Origin of the sequence: Amphibacillus jilinensis Y1 (assembly GCF_000306965.1) — a bacterium.
Classification (GTDB): Bacteria; Bacillota; Bacilli; order Bacillales; family Amphibacillaceae; genus Amphibacillus_C; species Amphibacillus_C jilinensis.
Map to the genome: position 1 here is coordinate 100,713 of NZ_JH976442.1, position 24,461 is coordinate 125,173.

Sequence of the window (24,461 nt, forward strand, 5' to 3'; positions counted from 1 at the left end):
TTCAAAATACCTCCAGGGGTTAGTTTTTTAGCAGTCTCCGTGCTATTCCCACAGGAGTCTACGTGTTTTTCCTACGCTCTGTTCAGAATGTTCGGATACACCATTTCATTATTTAGTTATGTCCCAATCTCTCTTTGTCTCATTTCCTTGGGGTAGTTCACAAATTGCTAACAGTTTTTCTCATTTTACCCTATTCTTTTTTAAAATCAATCGTACTTCTTACTGTATCAATTGGTCGGACAACAGATTCGATTTGTTCGCGTTTGGGCTCTAAAAATGGGGGCAATGATAACTTTTCACCTAATGTTTCATAAGGCTCGTCACCCATAAATCCTGGACCATCAGTTGCCCATTCAAATAAAATCTGTGGTGCCACACGCGCATATAATGATTCAAAGAAATGACGGTTAACATAACCTGACGTTTGGAGTCCAAATTCAGGAAGGTAATCAATCCATTCTTGCAACGCTTCTCGATCCGCCACACGAAATGCGACATGATGAACCGTACCATATCCTTGCAGGCCATCGGGTAATACCTTATTATGTTCAACAATGATCTGAGCCCCGTTGCCACCTTCACCCACTTCAAATAGATAATGATCTTCTTGCTGATCAATCACCTTGAATTGTAGCACCTGTTCTAACACCTTTTTAAAGAAATCGATATTACTTATTCGAATATGAATCGGCCCTAATCCAGTGATGGCATAGGCTAGTGGAACTGGACCGTTTTGCCAAGGTATCCCTGACTTCACCCCTTGGTTATCTTGATCCGAGATGAGCTGATATTTTTGATCGTCAAAATCGACAAAATTAATCACTTTTTTGCCAAATTGCTTTGATACGCCTTCATGCTTTACTTCCAATCGATCAAATCGCTTGACCCAATAATCAATCGCATCATCATCAGGTACACGAAATGCTGTTCGATAAATTTCATTTGTACCATGTGTCCCTTGTGGAATACCTGAAAAATCGAAGAAAGTCATATCTGTTCCTGGATTTCCTTGATCATCTGCAAAAAAGAGATGATACGTTTGAATATCATCTTGATTAACTGTTTTCTTAACAAGACGCATCCCTAGCACATAGGTGAAGAATTGATAATTTTTTTCAGCACTACTCGTAATTGCAGTCACATGGTGGATTCCTTTTAATTCACTTACCATTTTTCATCCTCCTTCATAAACATAACAGATTCAATCTACTTATTGTCAGAAGATAAGATTTACTTACCTCCTGACTATACCCGTTGATCTTAGAGCAAAACCATGGGAGTTCCTCTGATTTACATTAGCGTCAGCCTTCTCCCGTCTAAATAGTTAGGCGCTGCCCTTTATTTTGAGGCGGCGTTTTACGGAAGGTATCTGATAAAATCGAATATTTATCTTTAATTCAAGATAAATGTACCATTATCTCTCCCCTTCCGTCAACTTTATTGTTTGTTTCTCCTCTTCATATTCTCACTTTTTGCAAAAAAACTTTAAAATTACCGTTCATCCACTTGAAAATCGGGTGATATACAATTAGAGGTGATCAAAATGACACAATCTTTAGTAGTCATCGCCACTATTATTATTCTCACAAACTTATATTATTTCTTTGCTAACAAATACTATCGACAAAGCTATTTCAGTACGGCGTTATTTTTCAAATTATTTTTTGTATTGATTGGCGTAACACTTGGATTTACCATCCTTTACTACGCGTTATCTATTCAAGAAACCATTTTAGTTTATGAAGGACATAGTGGTGAAGCTGCAGATCAATCATTTTCTGAATTACTCTATTTCAGCGGTACCACCTTACTATCGGTTGGTTACGGTGATATTGTGCCAGTTGGATCCGCACGTTTTTTTGCCTTAATCCAAGCAGCAATTGGCCTTTTACTTCCCACTGCTTATTTCCTAAAAGCTCTTGGCCATAACAGTAATCATTAAGGTCAACTCATATTATTCAGAATATAATTCCTTTTCAGCTATTTTTATTTCGATTCTCGAATGAAGTATGCTAAAATAATAGGAAAAGTTTAGGGGAGTGATCTTATTAACGGATTAACAGCTGAAGATTTGTTGAAATTCTCGTTTATTCAAGAGCCACAAATAGCACCTAATGGGGAATGGGCTGTCTATGTCAAACGCATGATTGACAAGCAAAAAAAATATCAATCGAATTTAGTTATGATCGACCTTAATACCCAGCAAGAGCGATTATTCACGCAAAGAGAAGGAACGTTACAAACCCCACGTTTCTCTCCTGATGGAAAACAAATTGCCTTTGTGATTAATCGGTCTGGTAAAAATCAAGTCTGGATAATCGCTGTCGATGGAGGAGAAGCTCAGCAGCTTACTGATTTTCCAAACGGGGCTAGTCATCCAGTTTGGTCACCTAATAGCCAAAGCTTAGTAGTAACAGCCCCACTTCAAGCGAACCAATCGATTAACAGTGAACAAGACGAAGAGGATGAGGAAGCACTAAGAGCTTATACGACAGAACGCATTAAATATAAGGCTGATGGTATGGGTTTACTGGATGAAACTTTCAAACAACTGATCCATATTCAGTTGTCCAATCAATCAACACAACAGTTAACTGATGGAGCCTTCAACCATATTGATCCTTCTTTTTCCCCCAATGGGAAACATATCGTCTTTGTGGCAAACCGTGAAGAAGAGGGGGATTATTTACTAACCAATGATCTTTATTCACTCCACTTAGATTCGCAACATTTAACAAAGTACACAAACGGTGGCTTTCGTTTAGAAAAACCAATTTTCTCACCAAACGGCGAAAAAATCTCAATAATCGGTAATGATATGGAATATGAAGGTGCTACATTAGCGAGGGTACTGGTATATGACTTACACAAACAGAAAATGATTGCCTTAACAAGCGAATTCGATGTGACTTGTCAAGATGTTGCCATTAATGATATGGGGACAGAAAACTCAAGTGCTGGTGCAGTTTGGTCAAAAGATAGCGAGCACCTTTATTTTCTAGCAAGTGATCATGGCGCAACTTCCCTTTATCAAGTCGACTTTACTAAACAAGTAAATAAAGTATTTGGGGATAAAGTGCAAATCTATCAGTTTTCCTTTGATGAAAAACAAGGTCGATGTCTTTTAGCGATGAGTGATCCTAACACACCTGGTGACCTTCATGTCTATAACCTTAACGAAAATAAGGCAACTCGATTAACACATGCAAATCAATCTTGGCTTGATCAACACGCATTAGCAAAGGCAGAAACCTTTCACTGCACGTGTAAAGACGGAACGCCTTTACACGGTTGGATTCAGAAGCCACTTCAATTTCAAAAAGATAAACAATATCCTTTAATTGTTGAAATACACGGCGGTCCTCATTTGATGTACAGTTTTGGCTTTATGCATGAATTTCAGGTCTTGGCTGAGAAAGGCTACGGTGTACTCTATATTAACCCACGTGGGAGTCACGGTTATGGACAACATTTTGTTAATGCTAACCGTGGTGATTATGGTGGTGGTGATTATCAAGATATTATGGCAGCGGTCGATTATGCGCTTGAACATTTTGACTGGATTGATTCAGAGCGATTGGGCGTAACTGGTGGAAGTTATGGTGGTTTTATGACAAACTGGATTGTCAGTCACAGTCAGCGTTTTAAAGCAGCGGTTACACAACGTTCAATATCAAATTGGCACAGTTTCTTTGGTGTAAGCGACATCGGTTATTTTTTTACGGATTGGGAATTGCAAGCTAATTTATTAACTGACCCTGATAAATTATGGTTTCATTCACCTATTCGTTACGTCAATCAAATCGAGACCCCACTATTGATTTTGCATAGCGAAGAGGATCATCGATGTCCAATCGAACAAGCGGAACAACTTTATGTCGCCTTAAAAATGCGCAAAAAAACCACACGGTTAGTGCGCTTCCCCAAGTCAAATCATGGATTATCACGTAACGGGGATCCAAGCTTGAGAATTGAACGACTTAATGAAATGACCAACTGGTTTGACCGTTATTTACTTTAAATTTTTTATGATGCGTCCACGTTACTGCGTTAACCTAACAGGCTTGGCTTACTAAGCCAAGCCTGTTTTTATCATTTGGTTAGTCGACTGTAACACCTTGATGACTAACACTTAGATCAAGTGGTTCAATTCCATTCGCTTTCCATTTATTACGAACTAATTCAACATCCGATAGCTGCTTAATAAAGGCAATGCCGCAATCTCCACCACCAGCACCAGACGTTTTGGCTGCACCATAAGGGGAAGCAAGCTCAATTAACTTTTCCAAGGTTGAAGACTCAATCGGGACGGCTGCATCAATACCAATCCCCTTCAGCGCTTGACGGTTTGCTTTTATACCAGCTAATAAAGGTTTGACATCGTCTGTCTGAAACCCTTGCAAAATGCGCGAAACTGCGGCTTGACTTTGATTCAAGAACACGTGATAGCGCTCAGGATCACTCTCTTTTAGCTTACTAATCTTTGCTACCATTGGTGCAGTAGCTGCTGATTCACCTGTCCAACCAATTAAAAAATGCAAGGCATTTGGTAAGGTTAATGGTGCCATTTGCAAATATGGCCACTCCATTTGCACAATATCGCGTGTCGATTGCTTATGTTCAAATCGTTCGCTTAACCATTCTTTATCAAAAGTGCGATAATTTAGCCAGCCACCATACGTTGACGCCGCTATATCAGCACAGGAACCATTTCCTTGTGCCTTAAAATGCGCAATACTAGCTAATTTGAAAATCGTTAATCGATCGGCATGTTTTTCGTCTGTATAAAGTAACAAAGCAGATACGAGTGCAACAGATAAGGCAGCACTTGAACCGAGTCCGTATTTTGTCCCTGAACGTTTATCTAGCTCACTGGTAATAAAAATATGAACGGTAGGAAGCTCCCCAACATAATCATTGATCGTCTCGATCACTTGCTTAATAAAAACGAGCCGTTTATCTTTCTTAGAAAATTTAACTTCTCCATCCTCCACTTTCCAACTTAAGTCTGTTAAACCTAGCTGGGGCAAGTCAAGTCGGTTACTACGATGTGATTGAATATCAACAGTTAAATAACGATCAACCGCAACGACAATACCTTCACTTTGATGTTCAGTAATCGCATATTCACCTGCTACAAATAATTTTCCTGGCGCACGCACCGTATAGCGTAGAGCATTCATGCTGTTCTCTCCTATCATCATCCTTCTAAATAACGAAGCCCAGGGCCGATTTGACATGAATAAATATCCTTCACAACATCAAGTCGTGAAAGCTCATTAATCAGTTTTTGCTCGACTTCGGGCTTACAAATAACTTTCACATTTGGCCCTGCATCAATGGTGAAATAAGCTTCTAAACCTTTATCCCTTAAATCTTGGACCGCTTCCATCACGCTTAATGTTGTACTTTGCCAATACATAAAAGGAGGATCAGCACCAAGTGTTGTCGCATGCATTTTTAAAGCATTGGATTCAAGTGTCTCCCCTAATAGCGTAAAAGATCGCTGAGCTATCGCCTTTTTAGCAGTAACTAGGTCTGCTTCAGCTGCTTGAAGCCAGCCTTGATAAAAGGGAGAGGTGGCAACGGTCCGTTTCATCCCTTCTCGACTTAATACTTTCTTTACTTCTGTTGACACTTCAATAGCAAGAACACGAAGATCCCACGCTTTTTGATCAAGAAGTTGAACAGCATAGCTATCACTGCCATTCACTTCGGTTCCTTTTTGCCATTCAACAAATCCACCAAAAATCGATCGACATGCAGACCCTGAGCCTTGCCGAGCAACTTGTGAAAGTTCGCGTTCCGATAAGTTCATGCCTGTTGCTTTTACAGCAGCACCAGCCAAAGCAGCAAAACCTGATGCGGAAGAAGCAAAACCCGATGCGGTTGGTACATGATTAACAGATTCAACACGGGCGGATCGGACTTCTCCCGTTAAGTCGCGAACTTTATTAAGAAATGAACGTATCTTATTTGTTTCTTTTTGATCAGCTTGAACGTGATTTAACCAGAAAACATCCTCACTTAGACGGTGATCATAATGAACCATCGTTTCTGTATAAAAACGATCGAGAGTAATTGACAAACTACTGTTCGTGGGCAAAAACAGATCTTCATCACGCTTACCCCAGTATTTAATTAAGGCAATATTAGTATGTGCGCGTACTGTTGCTTTCATAATCAATCACCTCATTTGAAATTTGGCAATACCATGTTCGTGATGCGCCAGCATTATTTAACACACGTTCAATGTATAAAGCTGATTCAATTGACTCTGCCAAGGCTAATATACAACCCCCTCGGCCACCACCAGTCAACTTAGCACCTAGTGCCCCAGCATGCTTGCTGACTTCAACATAGTAATCTAAGCCTGGATCACTAACACCCAATGCATTTAATTCAATCTGAGCTAGATCCAGTTGCTTACCTAATCGTTTAAGATCACCCTTTTGTATAGCTTGACGCGCGTACGCTGTTAGTGTGCCTAGCTTTTCAATACGAATACTCGTCTGTAAATAATCTTTTTTATACAAATCTTTAACATGGGTGACTGCAGTATGCGTATCACCAATACGTCCCGTATCCGCAACAACCAAATGGAGCGGTCGTGAAATCGCCACTGACTCAACCGGCTGGTGCTTTCTAAACCAAATTGGGTGCTGACGACTCGTAGCTTCACGATCAATACCGCTCGGTGTACCATGCGCATAAGTCTCAGCTAAATCAACAAAGCGCATTAACGTCTCTCGGTTAAGCCTTTGATTAAAAAAAGCATATAAACCTCTGACAAGCGCAACAGCTATCGCAGCACTTGAACCTAATCCCCTTCCAATTGGTATCGTCGATTTAAGTTCAATTTTGAAATGTGCAACAGGCTGCATCATTGCGTGGCAAACCGCCTTAACGCATTCAGCCAATCCTTGCATTTTTTCTGGGATATGATCAATATCTCCTTGATAAAAAGTACTGATGAACTGCACAGCCCCAACAGAATCTGTAATCTCTACTTTCACATTTGCAGCATCAAATGGAACGGCGATAGCTGGCTCACCATAGACCACAGCATGTTCACCAATTAATATCAATTTGCTGTGTGCTTGTCCGATCACATGACGCTCTAATTGTTCCCCCATAAAAGCTGACTCCTTTTTACATAGTAACCCTTTTACCATTCACCGTTTAAAGTTTTTTAAAAGCCTATTATTTTAATGAAGCATGGTTTATTATAAAGCAACAACTTGAACAATCCATGGAGCAGCATATAGAATCATAAACTGCACACCATAATTAATCCCTAACCGGTGCATAAATCCAGCAACTAAACCTATTAAAATCACACCACCAATATTAATCCACCCGGCATCAATGTATGCTAACAAAATAACTAGGCCAAAAAACAAACCAATCATGGCTTCATGCGGTATTTTTTTAAATACAAATAAACAAATCCGCTCAGCATATTTTACAATGAAAAAGTAAGTAATCATGATCGCTACAAGCGCCCCAATAATTGTAGCCCAAGCAAAATCACTCATTGAAAGTATATGGTGCATATTATTGTCCTCAGTAAAAACAGGCGGTGCATTAAAAAGAGCGTGAGCCGGTCCCAGTGCAACTGGTGACAATGGTCGCCCCAGAGCAATGAGCGGAATTAAAGTCCCTGATAAATAAGCCGCATTCGTTAATGCATCCATACTTGAAATCGCCAGTGCACTTTTCTTAATTGGATCCTTAACACGTGCTGCTACCAGTTCACCTAAAAGAATTGTAATGCCTACTGGGCTCATTACAAATACAAGGCAACCTAAAAATGAAGCAATTGTACTTAGACTTAATTCTTGTGTCGTTAATATTTTAAAAGGGTTAGGTAATCCTTTATATTTACGTTCAGTTGTAGACTCTACTAATTTTCTATCGTAGCGATCCATAGATTGTCGTAAGTTCTTATTTAAAAGTTCAAATAAAGTTAATATAATCGGTCCAATAGTAATGCCTAAGAAGAACGAAACAAATACATTTGTTCCTTCAGGGATAACCCCTAACCCCCAATATAAATGTCGCATTCCTTGAATAAGTATAGCAAATGGCAGAATCGATGCAAGTGCTATCCAACGTTGTTTTGACATTAATGCTAAGATAATTGCACCTACAAAAAAGATTTGGCTAGAATATGCACCAATTATTTCTGATAAAGGTTCAAGCAAATGTGCTAACAGGAAGCTTACTGGAATAGCAACTAGTGTGCCAATTACAGAGCCAGATACCATTTTCCGAATCGCTAACTCTGGTTTCCCATACTCTTTTAACACGATCGCGTGCTCAACCATTGGTGCAGCCATGACCCCCCCAGGGATCCCAGCTACAGCTACAGGGATAGAATCAGTTAACTTTTTAGCAACAATTGATGCAATAAAAAAACTAAGCACGACAATCGGCTCAAGACCAGTTAAGATCAACACAAGCGTAACCGGCGCTAACACTGCTGTTTCATCTGTACCTGGTGCTATACCAATCAATGTGTAAAGAATTGTACCAGCAGCTGCTGATAAAAGCATTTGGATAATCAAATTGACATCCATTTATTGATCGCCTCCTTGTCCTGATGGTTTAAATTGTCGTTTTGGCTTTATCATTATACTTGAAATGATAAAACCAATCACCGCACCCACTAATCCAAAAATCAGAGGCATCGGTTCATTGGCTGGCGCGATAAAATATCCCACCAGTGTGGTTACCACTGTTATAGCAATAGCAATTGTTAAATCTCTAATACTAACGAGATCAGCCCAAATCTCTATATTTTCACCCGTCTCTTCTTGAGAGCGCGTCTGTTGATCTTTATTCATTAATGACCCTCCATTCAAATTAAGTACCTATTTATCAAGGACGCATATTATTATAATCTAACTGAAAATCATTATCAATAAGTTTTGTTAACTAGAGTGACATCCGTCACAATATTAGCATGGATCATTTTTATACTAAACCATTTTGCCTTTATTTATCTAATTATTAAAGCGAACGTCGAAGTTTCGCCTTTTCATGCGAACGCACACCCCTTTCATGCGAAATCTCGCTTTTTCGTGCGAACGCACACCCCTTTCATGCGAAATCTCGCTTTTTCGTGCGAACGCACAATCCTTTCATGCGAAGTTTCGCTTTTACGTGCGACCGCACACCCCTTTCATGCGAAGTTTCACTTTTTTGTGCGAACGCACACCCCTTTCATGCGAAATTTCACTTTTTCATGCGAACGCAAACCCCTTCCGTGCGAAGTTTACTTTTTTCATTCGTTCGCACAAAAAAGCAGGGGAGTAAAATCCCCTGCTTTTTTATTAAACCCATTCAGTTATTCGCTCAACTGGAAGTCGGACTGATTGATACCCTTCTTCAGCAGCCTTACCAATAGATAACAGCATAATTGGAAGATAACGTGCTTTATCCATGTTCAAAAGTTCGCTAACAGCTTCCCTGTCAAATCCGCCAATTGGATTCGTATCATAACCATGTGACCGTGCAATAAGCATAAGTTGCATGGAGACAAGGCCACCATCTATTAGAACCGTTCGTTTATTAACTTCTGGTTCTACATGACCAAAATGTTCAGTCAAAAAAGAGAGTTGTTTTTCTTTTACTTCCGCTGGCATAAGCCCTCTCTCCACTGCTGTTCCGTAAATCTCTTCAGCATAATCAAAATTATTTAAGTCACCAAATATGGCAATCATTGCTGATGAGGTATCTAATTGCTTTTGATTAAATTGTACCAAAGGCTTTAACTTCTCTTTCATCTCTTGCGTCTCGACCACAACAAACCGCCATGGTTGCATATTGACGGAAGACGGGGCTCGAACCGTCTTTTCTAATATATCTGTCATTTCATCTTTACTAATCTTTACATTTGGATCATATTCTCGAATTGAACGACGTTGTAACACAATATCATTAAAATCATTAGTCAATGATTTTGACATTTCGCCTCTCTCCTTTTTCAATTTACTTTTTCACTTCATAACGTACCACTATTTAAAAATACAAGAAAACAATTTGCTCATTGTTATCCCTCCCCCTACATTGATAACAAATCATTTCTATCCTCTCCTCATAAATGATATGATAGAAATAAATAGACATTCTTGAGGAGGTATAGACCTTGAAAAAAACATTAACATTGGCTGGATCCGATTCTAGTGGTGGTGCTGGCATCCAAGCTGATTTAAAAACATTCCAAGAACACGATGTATACGGGATGACGGCGCTCACTTCTATCGTTGCTATGGCACCAAACAACTGGAGTCATGATGTCACACCGATCGACGTTAAAACCGTTGAAAAACAATTAAACACGATTCTATCCGTAGGTATCGATGCAATGAAAACTGGCATGTTAGGATCAGTAGATATCATTGAACTTGGTGCCTCAAAAATAAAAGAGCATAAGCTTGATAAAGTGGTGATTGACCCTGTCATGGTATGTAAAGGGGAAGATGAAGTCCTTCAACCTGAAAATACAGATGCAATCCGAGAACTTCTTCTTCCTATTGCAACCATTACTACACCCAACTTGTTTGAAGCGGGGCAGTTAGCACAAACTGGCCCCATTCATGATATTAGCGGGATGAAGGAAGCTGCACAAAAAATTATTGAGCGTGGCGCTAAAACTGTTGTCATTAAGGGGGGAAAAGCCCTTAAACATGACCAAGCCATCGATCTTTTCTACGATGGATCTGACTTTCTCTTACTGGAAAAAGACAAAGTTGCCACAAACTATAATCATGGCGCCGGTTGTACGTTTGCTGCTGCAATTACTGCTAATCTCGCGCATGGTATGTCAGTAAAAGAAGCTGTCATCGCTGCTAAAAATTTTGTTCATGCCGCCATTACTCACGGTTGGAAACTCAATCAATTTGTTGGGCCTGTTATGCATGGAGCCTTCAATACAAAATAATAAGGAGAGGGTCTGCATGAAAATAAATGCAGACTTCTTTTATATCCATGATTTTATTTTTTGATGTCTAGATTAAATGCTGACTGCATGTGTTCAACTATAAAACGAACCTTCAATCAATAGGTGCTTTCGTTCTTCGTCTACTCATTGTTAGTTGAGTGCTTTAAGACATTAACATCCGTTATCCACCTACCTAAATAGATTCACCTCTGTTCTAGATGTTGAGGAGACGGTTATCTGTGATAATGTTAAGATCAGTTGACTTTCCAGCAAGAGCTTCATAAACTTATAATGGTGGTGAAATTATGATAAATACTAAACTTTCTGTCGCTATTCATATCCTAACGCTAATCGCTACAAATCCGCATGATCGTATAACATCGGATTTTATTGCCAAAAGTGTTAATACCAATCCTGTTGTTATTCGTCGAATAAGCGGGCAATTAAAACAAGCGGGCTTAATTTCGTCACAAGCTGGAAAACCAGGATTCACCTTGCTAAAAGCGCCAAGTCAAATCACAATCCTTACAGTATACCAAGCACTGCAAACCAATGAAGACCTATTTTTAATACACCAAGACCCTAACCCTAATTGTTGGATTGGCAAGAATATTCAATCGGTATTGGACACAACATATAAACAAGCACAAAGCGCATTAGAAAAAGAGCTTGCCCAGCAGACATTGGCTAATATTATTGAACAACTGGCTACTCACTAGCACAAGGATCAGTTTTCTATTTAAAGCGGATTTTTTGTAGCTACACTGTTAACATACTTGTTTAAAAAACATGTGAGTTGACATTCCGTCAAGATGTAACTAAAATAGTTACATATAAAAAGAGGAGGGTATTTTATGAAAATTGGTATTATTGGAGCAACAGGAAAGGCTGGAACACTCATTTTGAAAGAAGCAAAACAAAGAGGACATGATGTGACTGCTATTATTAGAAATAAGGGCAAGTTAACTGATCAAGATGTCAATGTAATTGAAAAAAATATCTTTGATTTAACTAAGCAAGATTTGAGTGACTTCAATGTTGTCGTTAACGCGTTTAACGCCCCTCAAGGCGAAGAACATTTACATGTTGATTCACATCATACATTAATTGAAGCTTTGAAGGGAACGAATACCAAGCTTATCGTTGTTGGTGGAGCAGGAAGTCTGTTTGTCGACGAAGAAAAAACGACACGTCTTTTTAATACACCTGACTTTCCTGATTTTGTCTACCCTACTGCCTCAAACATGGGAAAAGCACTTGATATCCTTTCTTCCACTACCGATATAACGTGGACGCATTTAAGTCCAGCAATTAACTTTGATCCTGAAGGAAAGCGAACAGGAAGCTATCAATTAGGAAAAGACCATGTGATTACCAATCGTGCAGGTGACAGCTATATTAGCTATGCGGATTATGCGATTGCAATCGTCGATGAAATAGAAAATCCAAAACATGAGAACGAACGCTTTACTGTTGTTGGAGAAAAGGCTTAATTATTAAACAGGTTGTTCTTACTTAGAACAGCCTGTTTTTGTATATGGCTTAACATCGATAAGGCCGGGTAATATCAAAGAATATAAGGAGGTGATATTATCACGTGGGATACACACGATTATCCAAGTTCATTGAAGAATTTAAATCCAGCGATACGTAAAAAAGCAATTGATATTGCGAATGCAATGGTTGAAGAAGGCTATCGAGAGAATCAAGCAATCCCAATTGCCACAGAACAAGCTAAAGAATGGTTTGATCATGCAACAGATGCAGAAAAACAAGCGACAAGCGACTAAACAAAAAACAGATCAAGCATTACGAGCAACCGATCGTGAAAGATCAAGTCGACCGGAATTGCTTGATCATGCGGTACATGTGCTACCAGATGGTGATGAATGGATCGTAAAAACGGCTCATGCAAAACAAGCAGCAAACCGCTATCAAGTTAAAGAAGAAGCGATTGAACGTGGTAAAGAAATCGCTATAAATATAGGTGAACAGTTAGCAATTCACAAGCAATCTGGGCAAATCCAAGATGTTTTATCCTATTAACTAATTAAAGATCAAGTGAAACCGGTTGACTCACCGGATGCTATCGGGTAGGACACACCTAAAACTAGCCTTAAGGCGTACATTATGTTACGAGAGAAGCGACAATGTCTATTTAATCCTTCCCATCGCCATTCTTTAAATTTTTTCGATATTGTAAAAATCCTCGAAACAATAAGTCAATCATAACCTGTAATCCAATGAATGATTTTTGTTCCACGCCATAATATGTACCTAAATCGGTTGATTGATAGTAAAGATGGTAATGCGATAATTCGGCTAGATGATTATTTTTAAAGCTCGTTATGGATAACGTTGGAATGGCTCTAATCGCTAGAGATTTTAAAACTGTTATGATATTTTCGACATCACCACTCAATGAAATAAAGATCACTAAGTCAGTAGGTTTTATTTTTGACAAAACAATATTAAGCTCTGTTGCGGCAGGAATGATGTGCATGGGTTTTCCGCACGAAATTAAATAACGGGATAATTCTTCTAATGCATTCCTTTGTCCCCACCCTGTTGCAAACCCATAGATGGAATCAGCCTTGTCAATTCCATTAAAAATTGGATTTTTGTCGATTTTATTATAAAGCTGTTCAGTAAATTGAATGTCTTTGTGACTTAACGCATAAAAATCAGAGCTTTTATCAACATTTTGAATTTCTCTTTTCAAACTAAATTTAAACTCGCTATAACCGCTAAAACCAAGCTTTTGAGATAATCGGAGTATTGAAGACTTTGAGATCGAACAAGCATTTGATAACTCATTTATGGTCATGCTTGAACATTGAGCATGGTGAGATTGAACAAAATCTAAAACGTAGAAATCATTATCAGATAACTGATCATAATGTGTGTTGATTAAATCCTTTAGCATCGCTTTCCTCCCTTTCTGTAATTATAGTATAGCTTTTTAAAGCAATTGATTCGAATATTTATTAATCTATTAAGAAAAAGACATGAACGAAAAGTCGTCCATGTCTTTTATGTTAGCTTAAAGCCGGCCAATAGGCTTGATTAGCTTCAATTAAATCATCTAGTATTTGCTTAGCGATACGTGCATTCGGTACTGTACGAGATAAGATTAACGCTTGCCATAGCTTTTGATAGGAGCCTTCTTCCCATGCCTCTACAACTAACTTCTCTACCGATACTTGTTGCTCCATTAATCCTTTTTGGAATTGAGGAATAGCCCCCTGTGTAATTGGCTCTGGCCCCTCGGAACCGACTATACACGGCACTTCTACCATTGCCGATGAATCAAAGTTATGAATAGCACCCTTGTTTTCAACAATTAACAGCATACGTTCTTGTGTATTATAGGCAATTGCCCTTGCTAGATCAACAATATATGAGGCGTGCTCATCAATTTCTAATGTAGAATTTTGCGTTGAATCGCACTGAGCAATTCGGTTACATTCAGTGAACACATGCTTCTCTCTTCCATCCATCACTTCATTTGCTCTTGTATAGTTTGGATCAGCTTTTTGCGCCTCATCCTGCGGATAAAAATAATACTTTAAATACGTATTAGGTAAGGTATCTGGATCAAGTGCATAAACATCCTTTACCTTTTTAAAGGTCGCTTGCCAGCTTTCATCAATGTGCTGCCCCGCTTCTGAGAAGTTTACAGCATAGCCATGATCTTTCACATGTGCTTTTAATTTTGGTAAAAGATCATGCCCTTGGCGATCACGAACTGCTGTCCACCAACCAAAATGATTTAAGCCATAATAACTGATAACCATCTCCTTTCTAGATTGTAAACCTAGTATTTGCGTCATTAGATTCTCAATAGCAATTGGCATATCACATATATTCAATATTTTAGCATCAGGTCTAAGCTTTCTTGTCGCTTCAGCCACAATTGCTGCTGGATTGGAGTAGTTTAACATCCATGCATCTGGTGAGTATTTTTCCATATAATCAACGAGTTCAAGCACCCCGCCAATTGAGCGCATACCGTATGCGATACCGCCAGGGCCACAGGTTTCCTGACCAACCACTCCATATTTTAATGGAATCTTCTCATCCTTTTCTCGCATCGCATATTTGCCAACACGGATGTGTGCCATCACAAAATCAATGTCGCTAAATGCTATGTCAGGTGTAACAGTAGCAAGAAAATCAATTTCTGGGGCCTTTTCCTTTATAATGACTTGACAGGCATCAGCTATTTGTTGCTGTCGTGCTTTATCATTATCATAGAGCTTAATTTGTTTAATTGGAAACTTATCAATATTTTCTAAAAGCATTAGAATAATCCCTGGCGTAAACGTACTTCCTCCACCAGCAATTGTAATCGAGAATTTTTTCATAATTAGGTCTCCCCTTATGTTTTATTTTCAGTTAACTTCTCAAACTGTTCCCTAACTTGTGCGACAGACAACCCAACAATGACTTGGATTGCGTTCTTATTTCTTACCACACCATGGGCACCACCCTCCTTAAATGCAGTATCATCTTTTACAAGGGTAGGATTTTGAACACTCACCCGAAGTCTTGTTGCACAATTGTTTATTGTTTCAATATTTTCTTTACCACCTAGGGCTGTTAAAAATACTTCTGCTTGTACTTTGTATTGGGAACTAGAATCATTTTTTGCTTGTTGCTTTGCTTTGTAATCTGATTTGCGGTAAAGCTTTGGTCCCTGATCATCACTTCGACCTGGCGTTAGAAAGTTAAACTTTACAATTAAATATCGAAATAAGAAAAAATAGATGCAGGTAAACGTTAAACCAATTAAGATTTGGATAATATACACACTACCATGACTATTAAATAATGGAATCCAGTTTTTTGAAGCTATTTCGATTAAGCCGCCGCCCATGTCACCAACAACACCGAAAACGTACATTGTCGCTGCCATAGTTGCTGCTAATAATGAGTGAATGACAAATAATACGGGTGCGACAAATAAAAATGTAAATTCTAAAGGTTCGGTTATTCCTGCTAGCACAGCTGTCAAGGTTGCTGGGATAACCAGTGCTGCTACTTTCTTTCGATTTTCCTTTTTAGCGGTAAAGTAAAAAGCTAGTGCAATACCTGGTGTTGCAAACATTTTTGAGTTTCCATGCAAAGCAAATCCACCAGCCGGAAACAGCTCTTTTAACGGTTGCGTTGAATTTGCAAATGTCGAAAGATTTTCCATAAATGCTGTAACAATTCCACCTTCTACCGCGGCGGGACCAAATATGAAGGGGGTATAGATAAAATGATGCAAACCTGTCGGAATGAGTAAGCGTTCTAAGAATGTATATAGCCAGACACCTAGAGTGCCAGATGAAACCATGAGATGCTGCATTGATTCAATTCCAGATTGAATAACCGGCCAAATCCAAGCAACTAACACTGCTACCGGTAACATCGTAAAAAAGCCTATAATAACGACAAAGGATGAGCCTTGAAAGATACCTAGCCACTCAGGGAGCTTCGTATCAAAGAAGCGATTATGAAGCCAGACAGCCAGTCCAGATATTAATATTGCGCCAATAATACCTGTATCAAGTGTCTTAATGCCTGCAATAAGCTTCAATCCACTTGTACCACCAACATCAGCTGTGACATCAACACCAAAGGTCGGTCCGAAAAATTCTAAAATGCTTGAGAGAAAATAATTAAAAGTAAAATAGATAACGAGTGCTTCCATCACAGCTCGTGCATTAGCTTTTTTCGCTAAACCAAGCGCAATTCCAATGACAAAAAGAATTTCCATTTGGTTAAATACAGTCCAAGCGCCATCCTCAACAATACTCCAAATTGCATGCCAAACCGTACCTTCGTTCGCAATCCCACCAACCATATCAGGATTATTTAACATTAGGGAAAGTGCAACCATAATCCCCGAAAATGCAAATAGAAGGACTGGTGTAAACATCGCACCTCCAAACCTTTGAAGCTTCTCTCTCATATTGCATCACCTCTTTCTTTTATTAACACCCATTTAATCATTAAATAAAAGCGCTTACAATAGTTGAGAGGGGCTTAGGGACGCTTATTCACCGGTAGTTAAATTTCCCATGAAGCGGGAATTTTCCCAGCTATATTTTTAGGTTTTTAGACTAGCGATATCACAGGGCTAACGCAAGCTGATCACTACCAAACGGCTTCACTTGTAAAAATATAGAAAAGGGATGCTTTCATTAAATGATTTGCTTAACAGATAGGATGAAAGAAATATATGATCGCTTCTACTTGTGTTATATTAGGGGTAAGTCATTCGATTGAAACTTAGCCATCTAGGAAGGTTTGAAAGGCATTCAAATGAGGACGTATAAATCCAAAATTTTATACTCTTTAAGGCATGCGCCTAGTGTGTTTTAGACTCAATAATATTTAATAGCGTTAAAAAATAATAAAGTGGATCTTAAAACGAATCTTTGAACAAATTTGTTCAAAGATTCGTTTTTTAACATCTTATTATACATATTCGTCAACTTAATCTATGTTTGTTGAAGTTTTCATTATCCCTATTTGATGGTTTATACACGATTTAAATGTGTGTCTTTAAAAGTGGTTGGATACTTTAAGCCATATCCACATAAACGATCAACACCAATATGTGTCACCCAGATCAAAGACACAGCTAAAAGGGACGCACTATCTATGAATATAGCTACCAATATCAACAACACAGGAATCATGTACGTATGGAAAAAATTATAAACAACTGCTCCTATTTTCACATTGACTAAGTATGCCAACATCGATAGGTCAGGAGCAAGCGCTAAAACAAGAAGTAACCACCAGCTGAATCCATTTAAGTGATAGAAATATACACTTATAAAAACAACGACTAACCCTTCTAAATGTAACAATAATTTGGCCATAACACACGCTCCTTTAATATTTATATGCATTAAAAGTTCTTATTCTAACGACTCACCTTTTAAGCTGCAACATCTCTTCTTTTAAAGAAAAAGAACGCCAAAGCGTGAAAAATAAGAAAATACAACGTCAACATGATGATTGAGAAGGTTAAAGTCATCCCTTCGATTGTCGGCATTCCATCAAAATAAACCGTTAAATCGGTATTTAGAAACAACAAATACTTTGCCCAGTCAAATTGCATGGCTAGAAGGTTTGCTACGGTGTTACCTACAAACAGCAAGAACATAGATAAACCAATGGCAAGTGAACTATTACGAAATACTGCTGATATCATAAACGCCATTGTTGTTAGCATAAGAATATCAATAGAATAAAGTAAATACGTTATGATTAATTGCAAGCCTTGTGAACGTTCAACAACCTCACCATTTTGATAGGCAAGATGAACAGCATCATCAGGTGGAAAACCATATAGAATAACACCAATTATACTTGATAAACCATAGACAATAGCTAATAATAACAAGCTAAATAAAATAACCGTTAAATACTTCGATAAAAGAATTTTCGTGCGACTCATTGGGCGAATAAGCAATAGCTTAATTGTTCCAGTAGAAAATTCCCCTGCCACTATACCTGCAGCTACAACAATAGTAAAGAGGCCTATAAAACTCGTTAGCATTTTGGCTTCATCAACAAGTGTCCAAACGTTTGATTCGACAGACGGGGAAATCTCGTGTTCAAGGCGATATTCATTAATCGCCAAATTTCGTTGATAGTACGTACCCAGCTGTCTACCCCCGTATTCTTCCATGTTCTCTCGGTCTGTTTCTATTTGTTGTTGAATATCCGCTTGCCACTCATCACCTGTACTTTCATCATTGTTGTCAACATATTTTAATATGCCACTCAGTGCTATAATAGCTAATATGAGCAAGCCTATCATCACGAATGTGCTTTTCTTTTTAAGAATCTTCTCCCATTCATTGCGTATCAAGTTAAACATGTTACACCCTCCTTACGATCCCGTAATTTCCAAGAAACGTTCTTCTAATGTTTTTGTTAATTTTTGAACAAGGTAAATACTAATATCTGCTTCGGTTAATTCTTTTATTAACTTCGCTACCTCTTCTTTTTCAGCATCAATAATAAAGCCTTCTCCCTTTAAGGCAATCATCCATTTTTCTCGCAATTGTAGTAGCTTTTTACCTAGATCACTCGTTTCAAAATAATAAGTTGACTTTTCCTCAAGCTGTTGGTCTGCTATCGTTTGTACATCAATGAGTTTTCCTTGCTGAATGATTGCAATGCGATCACACATCATTTCCATCTCTGAAAGCAAGTGACTTGATACAATCACACTTAATTTTTTTTCTCTTGTTAAATATTTAAGGTGATCACGAATCTCTCGAATACCTGCTGGATCTAAACCATTTGTTGGCTCATCTAAAATCAAAAGCTTGGGATCATGAAGCAGGCATTGAGCTAACCCTAGTCTTTGTCTCATTCCTAACGAATATGTTTTAACCTTTTGATCAATATTTTTCTTTAATTTTACAAGCTCAACAATCTCATCGATTTTCTGTTTAGTTATACCTTTATACATCCGGCTATATTGAACGAGATTTTGATAACCTGTTAAATGTTGATACATTTCCGGATTTTCTACAATAGCACCTACATGTTTAATGGCTCGCTCAAAGTTATCCTTTACACTATCGCCACAGATAACAATATCCCCTGCGCCTAAACGCATCAGGCCAACCATCATCCGAATGGTCGTCGTCTTACCAGCTCCATTTGGACCCAGTAAGCCAAACACCTCTCCTTCTTGAACCGACAAACTTAAGTCATCTATTATTCTCTTTTTGCCAATAGACTTACTTACATGATCTAATGATAAGACAGTTGTCATACGAATCTTTCCTCCACTTCTTGTACAATCGTTTTAAACCATTCTAATACTGATAATCCTTGCTCTTCTCGTAGCGCCTCAACATTTTCTTGTCCTATAATATCGCCATAGTATAAGGCAATCACTTCGTCTAATAGGGATTCAATTTCATTAATTTCGTGTGTAGCAATGACTATGACCTGTTGCTCAAGATCGACATACCGCAATAAACTTTTCACTGTTACTTCGCGCACCATAGGATCTAAACCTGAAAAAGGCTCATCTAACAAAACAACATCCGTATCTCGTGCCAAAGCTGTAACCAACTTGAGACGCCCCCGATTTCCTTTTGATAACTGTTTGACTTTTTTTGTGGGATCAAGCTTTAGCTCCGCTAACAACTGTTCTGCCTTGCGAATATCAAAGCTTTCAAATTGGCTAGCGACATAATTGATCGTCTCCGCTACGGAAAAATTATCATAAAACATATCTAACTCTGTTAAATACGCAACCTGTTCAGCGGTACGGCGTGTGACCTTTTCATTATGCAAGGTAATCTCTCCTCGGTTTGGAAAAACAAGGCCAGCCATCATTTTCAATGTTGTTGATTTACCACTTCCATTCGGACCAAGTAAACCGTATATCTTCCCTTTTTGCAAACTTAAATTGACATCATTTAGTGCGTAGTCGCGCCCATACTTTTTCGAAACACCGTTTAACTCAATCGTCATGCTCTTCCCCTCCTTCTACAAAAGCTTTAAGTTGATCGATCATCTCAACACTTGAAACACCAAGTTGTTTCATATCTATGACATAGCGATTAATGATTTCTCTTTGCATATCAAGCTTGATCGTAGCAAACAATTCAGGGTTATTTATAACAAATGTCCCTTGACCTCTTCTCGTTTCCACAGCTCCCATCCTTTCCAACTCGGCATATGCTCTTTGAATGGTATTGGGGTTGACCCCCATTTTCACTGCCATTTCACGCACAGACCATAATTTGTCGCCCACCTTTTGTGTTCCTTGCAAAATATCAATAATAATCTGATCAACAATTTGCATATAGATTGGTTTTGAAGCTTGAAACTCTTGTGACAAGGGTTACACCTCAACCTTCTTAGTAAGTAGCATTGATGCTAAAGAAAACAATAGCACTGTCAAAACGAGAGAGTACAGCAAATAGATTATCGGGACACCAACACTCTCGAACTCTACAAACCATGAACCTGTGTCATTGACGAATAATGGATTTGAGATAATCGGTAGTTGGTAACGGGCTACCAACCTTTGAATAAAAGGAATTTTTGCTACTTGTGTTTCTAAATAGTTATAGCCAAAATAGAGAAAAAGAATCAATAGCCAACGCACACTCTTTATTTTAGGCATATGATCCATTGAGCGATAAAGCGTCCAACCAAACAAGACCCATGTTGTTAAATAGATGCCTATTAAAATAAGTCCGATGTTAGTCAAAACAACCAATTGTGTAAAAGTACTCATATTTGTGTACTGTAAAACATCTTGGCCAAATACATGAATGCTTAGCATTAAATAGCCGACAATGATCAATTGAAATAAAATTTGATACAGTAACAACACGGCTATTTTTGAAATGAGCAACGTATGGCTTGAACGCGGACTATATAGCCAAAGCTGGGTCTTTCCCTCTTTAATTAATAGTGAACCCATCATAACAGGCATAAACACCATCATCGCTAATGCAGCCATCGTTACTGTCATAAATGCACCTGCGCCTTCTTCAAGTCGAACGGAGCCAACATAACCTATCACTAACAGGAAGGCTAATAAAATACTAAAGAAAATGATATTCAATCTAGCTAATCGATGATCTTTCTTCAACAATCCCCAAAATGCTTGCATGCTTTTTTCCCCCAAAAGTATTAGTGTTCTATTTAGATAGTACACTAATACATAACTTTTTTCAAGACTCATTTAAAACTGCTCAACTTCCTCCACTTGAAAATGCTAGAAAACACTCAGGTACTTTTGTTCAAAGGTAAACACGTTTCAACAAACTGACGCATCATTAAATCCGTTTGCTATTCCAACCCGTTAAACCTTCTGTTGTTTATCCGAGTTATTATACCTACACCTAGTAATCGATCTATTCTTTTATACCTATAAAAAGCAGCTCTTTTTTATTGCCTTCAAAACTAAAGTCACCCTGCTATTTTCCTGTTTTTTAGTTTGCTTCATTTTATTGGAATTTTTAACTTAACAATCACATGACTTATCGTTAAACTAACTTAAGAGACTAAAATTAATCGAACGATATAAATGAGGGTGAAACGTATGATCAAAAAAGTTTTTTTAACAATCAGTTTAAGTTTGGTATTAGGAGGATGCATGACAATGAATCAAGAGCGTAACGATAATGAGACAAATGGCGATTACACCACAGGTGATGCCTTTGATGACCGATATGTCAGCGTCAATGACTACACCGGCGAAGGATATGATCTCGTCAATGGTGAGAAGATGGATGTGATCGCTAACGCGAAATTTGCAGAAATACAAGAAGCAATGAAGGCCTTTTTTCTTGAAGAATATAAAACAGAAGTGATCGTCCATAACGTCGTTGGTAACGTTGATGGTGCAACCGTGTTTGTCGAATCGGTCGGTGAGCCTCACTTCCATACCTATGCGATGATTGGGATTGATAGGCAAGAAGAGAAAATTATACCAGATAGTATTTGGACACAAGAGAGTCAAGTGGAGCAAGGTATTTTTAGTGGCTTATTAGCGATGATCATGGATGAAGAATTTGCGACATTAGATGCTTTTACACAACAAATTGTAGAAAACTACCCCGTTGTCGGACTGCGACAAGAGGCGATAAATAATGTAAAAGCAACTGCCTACACCACACCTTATTATTTTGTCCAGCCAATGGCTTTACGAGAGGAAAGAATAAAATTCACTAACTTATATCTTGAAAATCCTAATATTAGCGTTGAAGAGCTAAAAAGCATGTTTGATAAAGACGCATACAACGCCAATTATTTAACCATATCAATTCAAGTTTATATGGATGAAGAAGACAACCCTCCAACCGAAGCCCTTTTAGACGACATTGTCCAAGAATTTAAAGCACTAGAAGGTATACCAAGAGCGAACTATTCGATCTGGTTACATGATAATTATGTGAATAAATTATCTGCTAGTGGGAGTCAGGATAATTCATTGAAAAAAAGAGATATTATCATCGAATAAAGGAGTAGAACAAGTGGCGGTAAAAGTGAACTCAGAAATAGATCAACTAAATACAACAGACACCGAGCTAATTAAATTAGCAGGCTTACATGTTTACTTAGAACCTGATGTTGATTCTAGTATAGAGATTAATGACAAGACTTTTAAGATTGTGGACGACAATTTCAACAAAGAAAAAAGCGGCATGGATGCGATGACCGTCCAAAATGTCGCATCCGGTGAGTATCATGTTGTTTATATGGGAACCAATGCTCATGGTGATTATGGCATGGCTGATATTAAAACAGATGTTCACTTACTAACTGAGGCCACTCCCCAACAACTAGAAGATGGAAAAAAGTATTTCGAAGATATGGAAAAAGCTTTTGGTGCGATTACATCAGTCAGTGGAAACTCGCTTGGGGGGGGCATTAGCCAATTACGTCGGCGTTGAATATAGCCATGTCCGTTCAGTCACCTTAAATCCAGCCATGCTACCAGGGGGCGCTCTGGATGTGGAAAAACAATATGACAACATTACGAATTATATTAGTGAATACGATATGTTAAACCTTAGTCAAGACGCTATTGGCATGGGGAATCAAGTTCCTGGTCTCAAGTACACCATTTATAACGGGGTTCCTTCCATAGCAGGTATTGGCTTTAATCATACCGGATATAGGCGAGAAGATAAAATGCATACCCCTTATGTCACTATTGGCAGAAAGGGTGAACCCGGTTATGGCAAGATCTATGTTGATGCCCATAACCATAACGTATCAAGTATTTGGACTGGCCAGCCTTTATATGGCGGGCGGTCAGAGCGGATTGATTTAAATGTAGAAACGCTTCAATTGCTTAGTCAGTCCATTGAAACATCTGTATTAGAACGATTAGGTTTGGCACAAACGTATATTGGACACACTGTTGAGATCATTAATCACGAAAGCGAGGCTTACGAGAGCCGTCTGAATACAGTTCGCGAGGTATTTCAAGAAGCGTTCGAAGACATCATAGATGATGGACTATTAAGAGGCATTCGATTTGCAAATAGTGTATTTAAGCTGATGATTCAAAAACTACATGCTCTTTTAGATACAATCGAAAGAGCCAGTCAGGTATTAAATGGTTTACTTAACTCCCCTCCCGCAGCACTTATCGAATTTATTATAAATAAACCGATTGATGCAGAAAGTTTGGTTTCAGAAATCAGAGGCAGCCTTGAAGAATTAGAAGAAACATTAGATGAATTTGCCCTTGCTGTGGAAGATACAGTCTATAATACAATTGAAGACATCTTTAAAGCTGGACAAGAAAAATTTCATGACGTCGTTGTTGGAGAATTGGAAGCTCATTTTGAACACGTGGAGAGCAACTATCAGCGTATGAATGCACAGGTAGAAGAATTTGGCACACAAGTAGGGCAAGTCGCCAACGCCTTTAAGACAATAGACCAGCGTGTGGCACATGCAATTACTGATCAATTAGCTATAGGTGACATTGATCCCATGACATCAACAACTG

The 24,461-nt window shown here is 38.4% G+C and carries 26 protein-coding genes; 10 read left to right on the forward strand and 16 right to left on the reverse strand.

The features are described from left to right. Positions 1-190: 190 nt before the first annotated feature. Positions 191-1,171, reverse strand: a complete 981-nt coding sequence (locus B494_RS0116875) for a ring-cleaving dioxygenase (RefSeq protein WP_017473559.1) — start codon at positions 1,169-1,171, stop codon at positions 191-193. A 372-nt stretch (positions 1,172-1,543) separates the two neighbouring features. Here B494_RS0116875 and B494_RS0116880 point away from each other — a divergent pair, with 372 nt between their 5' ends. Beyond that, positions 1,544-1,942, forward strand: coding sequence for a potassium channel family protein (locus B494_RS0116880; protein ID WP_017473560.1), 399 nt, complete (start codon positions 1,544-1,546; stop codon positions 1,940-1,942). A 132-nt stretch (positions 1,943-2,074) separates the two neighbouring features. After that, on the forward strand, positions 2,075-4,021 hold the full coding sequence (locus B494_RS0116885) for a S9 family peptidase (protein WP_144032275.1): 1,947 nt from the start codon (positions 2,075-2,077) through the stop codon (positions 4,019-4,021). A gap of 79 nt (positions 4,022-4,100) precedes the next feature. Here B494_RS0116885 and B494_RS0116890 read toward each other — a convergent pair whose 3' ends face one another. The 6 genes from B494_RS0116890 to B494_RS0116915 form a co-directional block, all read right to left on the reverse strand. Continuing rightward, on the reverse strand, positions 4,101-5,183 hold the full coding sequence (locus tag B494_RS0116890) for a phosphomevalonate kinase (RefSeq protein WP_017473562.1): 1,083 nt from the start codon (positions 5,181-5,183) through the stop codon (positions 4,101-4,103). Between the two features lie 17 nt (positions 5,184-5,200). After that, positions 5,201-6,181 (reverse strand): diphosphomevalonate decarboxylase, encoded by a 981-nt coding sequence (gene mvaD, locus B494_RS0116895; RefSeq protein ID WP_017473563.1) that lies wholly within the window; start codon positions 6,179-6,181, stop codon positions 5,201-5,203. Next, entirely contained in the window at positions 6,153-7,136 is a 984-nt protein-coding gene (gene mvk / locus B494_RS0116900) for a mevalonate kinase (RefSeq protein WP_017473564.1), read from the reverse strand. Before mvk ends, mvaD begins: the two co-directional genes overlap by 29 nt. Before the next feature lie 90 nt (positions 7,137-7,226). Further along, positions 7,227-8,582: a tripartite tricarboxylate transporter permease gene (locus B494_RS0116905; protein ID WP_017473565.1), complete on the reverse strand. Its 1,356-nt coding sequence runs from the start codon at positions 8,580-8,582 to the stop codon at positions 7,227-7,229. Beyond that, a complete protein-coding gene (locus tag B494_RS0116910) occupies positions 8,583-8,849 on the reverse strand; it encodes a hypothetical protein (protein WP_017473566.1) in 267 nt (88 codons plus the stop codon). It abuts the gene before it with no gap. Positions 8,850-9,338: 489 nt separating this feature from the next. Beyond that, the gene (locus B494_RS0116915) at positions 9,339-9,974 is read right to left on the reverse strand and encodes a nitroreductase family protein (RefSeq protein ID WP_017473567.1); all 636 of its coding nucleotides are present in this window, start codon (positions 9,972-9,974) and stop codon (positions 9,339-9,341) included. A gap of 179 nt (positions 9,975-10,153) precedes the next feature. On the opposite strand from B494_RS0116915, the gene thiD reads away from it, so the two are divergent. From thiD to B494_RS21540, 5 genes are all read left to right on the forward strand, one after another. Continuing rightward, entirely contained in the window at positions 10,154-10,948 is a 795-nt protein-coding gene (gene thiD, locus B494_RS0116920; RefSeq protein WP_017473568.1) for a bifunctional hydroxymethylpyrimidine kinase/phosphomethylpyrimidine kinase, read from the forward strand. 305 nt (positions 10,949-11,253) lie between these two features. Further along, the gene (locus tag B494_RS0116925; protein WP_017473569.1) at positions 11,254-11,667 is read left to right on the forward strand and encodes an Rrf2 family transcriptional regulator; all 414 of its coding nucleotides are present in this window, start codon (positions 11,254-11,256) and stop codon (positions 11,665-11,667) included. Positions 11,668-11,802: 135 nt separating this feature from the next. Next, positions 11,803-12,441 carry an NAD(P)-dependent oxidoreductase gene (locus B494_RS0116930; protein ID WP_017473570.1) on the forward strand — a complete coding sequence of 213 codons (639 nt, stop codon included), beginning with the start codon at positions 11,803-11,805 and terminating at the stop codon, positions 12,439-12,441. Positions 12,442-12,573: 132 nt separating this feature from the next. Continuing rightward, on the forward strand, positions 12,574-12,738 hold the full coding sequence (locus B494_RS21535; protein ID WP_017473571.1) for a DUF2188 domain-containing protein: 165 nt from the start codon (positions 12,574-12,576) through the stop codon (positions 12,736-12,738). Further along, positions 12,701-12,994 carry a DUF2188 domain-containing protein gene (locus tag B494_RS21540; protein ID WP_017473572.1) on the forward strand — a complete coding sequence of 98 codons (294 nt, stop codon included), beginning with the start codon at positions 12,701-12,703 and terminating at the stop codon, positions 12,992-12,994. Before B494_RS21535 ends, B494_RS21540 begins: the two co-directional genes overlap by 38 nt. A gap of 112 nt (positions 12,995-13,106) precedes the next feature. Here the strand turns inward: B494_RS21540 and B494_RS0116945 are convergent, their stop codons facing one another. From B494_RS0116945 to B494_RS0116985, 9 genes are all read right to left on the reverse strand, one after another. Continuing rightward, entirely contained in the window at positions 13,107-13,874 is a 768-nt protein-coding gene (locus tag B494_RS0116945; protein WP_017473573.1) for a MurR/RpiR family transcriptional regulator, read from the reverse strand. Between the two features lie 112 nt (positions 13,875-13,986). Continuing rightward, complete coding sequence (locus tag B494_RS0116950; RefSeq protein WP_017473574.1) at positions 13,987-15,315, reverse strand: 6-phospho-alpha-glucosidase; 1,329 nt, start codon at positions 15,313-15,315, stop codon at positions 13,987-13,989. 14 nt (positions 15,316-15,329) lie between these two features. Further along, positions 15,330-16,907: an alpha-glucoside-specific PTS transporter subunit IIBC gene (locus B494_RS0116955; RefSeq protein ID WP_017473575.1), complete on the reverse strand. Its 1,578-nt coding sequence runs from the start codon at positions 16,905-16,907 to the stop codon at positions 15,330-15,332. A 571-nt stretch (positions 16,908-17,478) separates the two neighbouring features. Further along, on the reverse strand, positions 17,479-17,826 hold the full coding sequence (locus B494_RS0116960; protein ID WP_017473576.1) for a DUF4260 domain-containing protein: 348 nt from the start codon (positions 17,824-17,826) through the stop codon (positions 17,479-17,481). 59 nt (positions 17,827-17,885) lie between these two features. Continuing rightward, positions 17,886-18,833 carry an ABC transporter permease gene (locus B494_RS0116965; protein ID WP_017473577.1) on the reverse strand — a complete coding sequence of 316 codons (948 nt, stop codon included), beginning with the start codon at positions 18,831-18,833 and terminating at the stop codon, positions 17,886-17,888. A 12-nt stretch (positions 18,834-18,845) separates the two neighbouring features. Then, positions 18,846-19,742 (reverse strand): ABC transporter ATP-binding protein, encoded by an 897-nt coding sequence (locus tag B494_RS0116970; protein ID WP_017473578.1) that lies wholly within the window; start codon positions 19,740-19,742, stop codon positions 18,846-18,848. Beyond that, positions 19,739-20,452 (reverse strand): ABC transporter ATP-binding protein, encoded by a 714-nt coding sequence (locus B494_RS0116975; protein WP_017473579.1) that lies wholly within the window; start codon positions 20,450-20,452, stop codon positions 19,739-19,741. Before B494_RS0116975 ends, B494_RS0116970 begins: the two co-directional genes overlap by 4 nt. Next, complete coding sequence (locus B494_RS0116980) at positions 20,442-20,822, reverse strand: GntR family transcriptional regulator (RefSeq protein WP_017473580.1); 381 nt, start codon at positions 20,820-20,822, stop codon at positions 20,442-20,444. The genes B494_RS0116975 and B494_RS0116980 overlap by 11 nt, the downstream gene beginning before the upstream one ends. A gap of 3 nt (positions 20,823-20,825) precedes the next feature. Next, positions 20,826-21,605, reverse strand: a complete 780-nt coding sequence (locus B494_RS0116985) for a hypothetical protein (RefSeq protein ID WP_017473581.1) — start codon at positions 21,603-21,605, stop codon at positions 20,826-20,828. Positions 21,606-22,097: 492 nt separating this feature from the next. Here B494_RS0116985 and B494_RS0116990 point away from each other — a divergent pair, with 492 nt between their 5' ends. From B494_RS0116990 to B494_RS0117000, 3 genes are all read left to right on the forward strand, one after another. Then, positions 22,098-22,958 (forward strand): DUF1672 family protein, encoded by an 861-nt coding sequence (locus B494_RS0116990; protein ID WP_017473582.1) that lies wholly within the window; start codon positions 22,098-22,100, stop codon positions 22,956-22,958. 13 nt (positions 22,959-22,971) lie between these two features. Then, positions 22,972-23,391, forward strand: coding sequence for a hypothetical protein (locus B494_RS0116995; RefSeq protein ID WP_026065305.1), 420 nt, complete (start codon positions 22,972-22,974; stop codon positions 23,389-23,391). Then, positions 23,288-24,461: SA1320 family protein (locus B494_RS0117000; protein ID WP_420884352.1), on the forward strand; the 1,174-nt coding region annotated here is incomplete at its 3' end. The genes B494_RS0116995 and B494_RS0117000, both read left to right, overlap by 104 nt.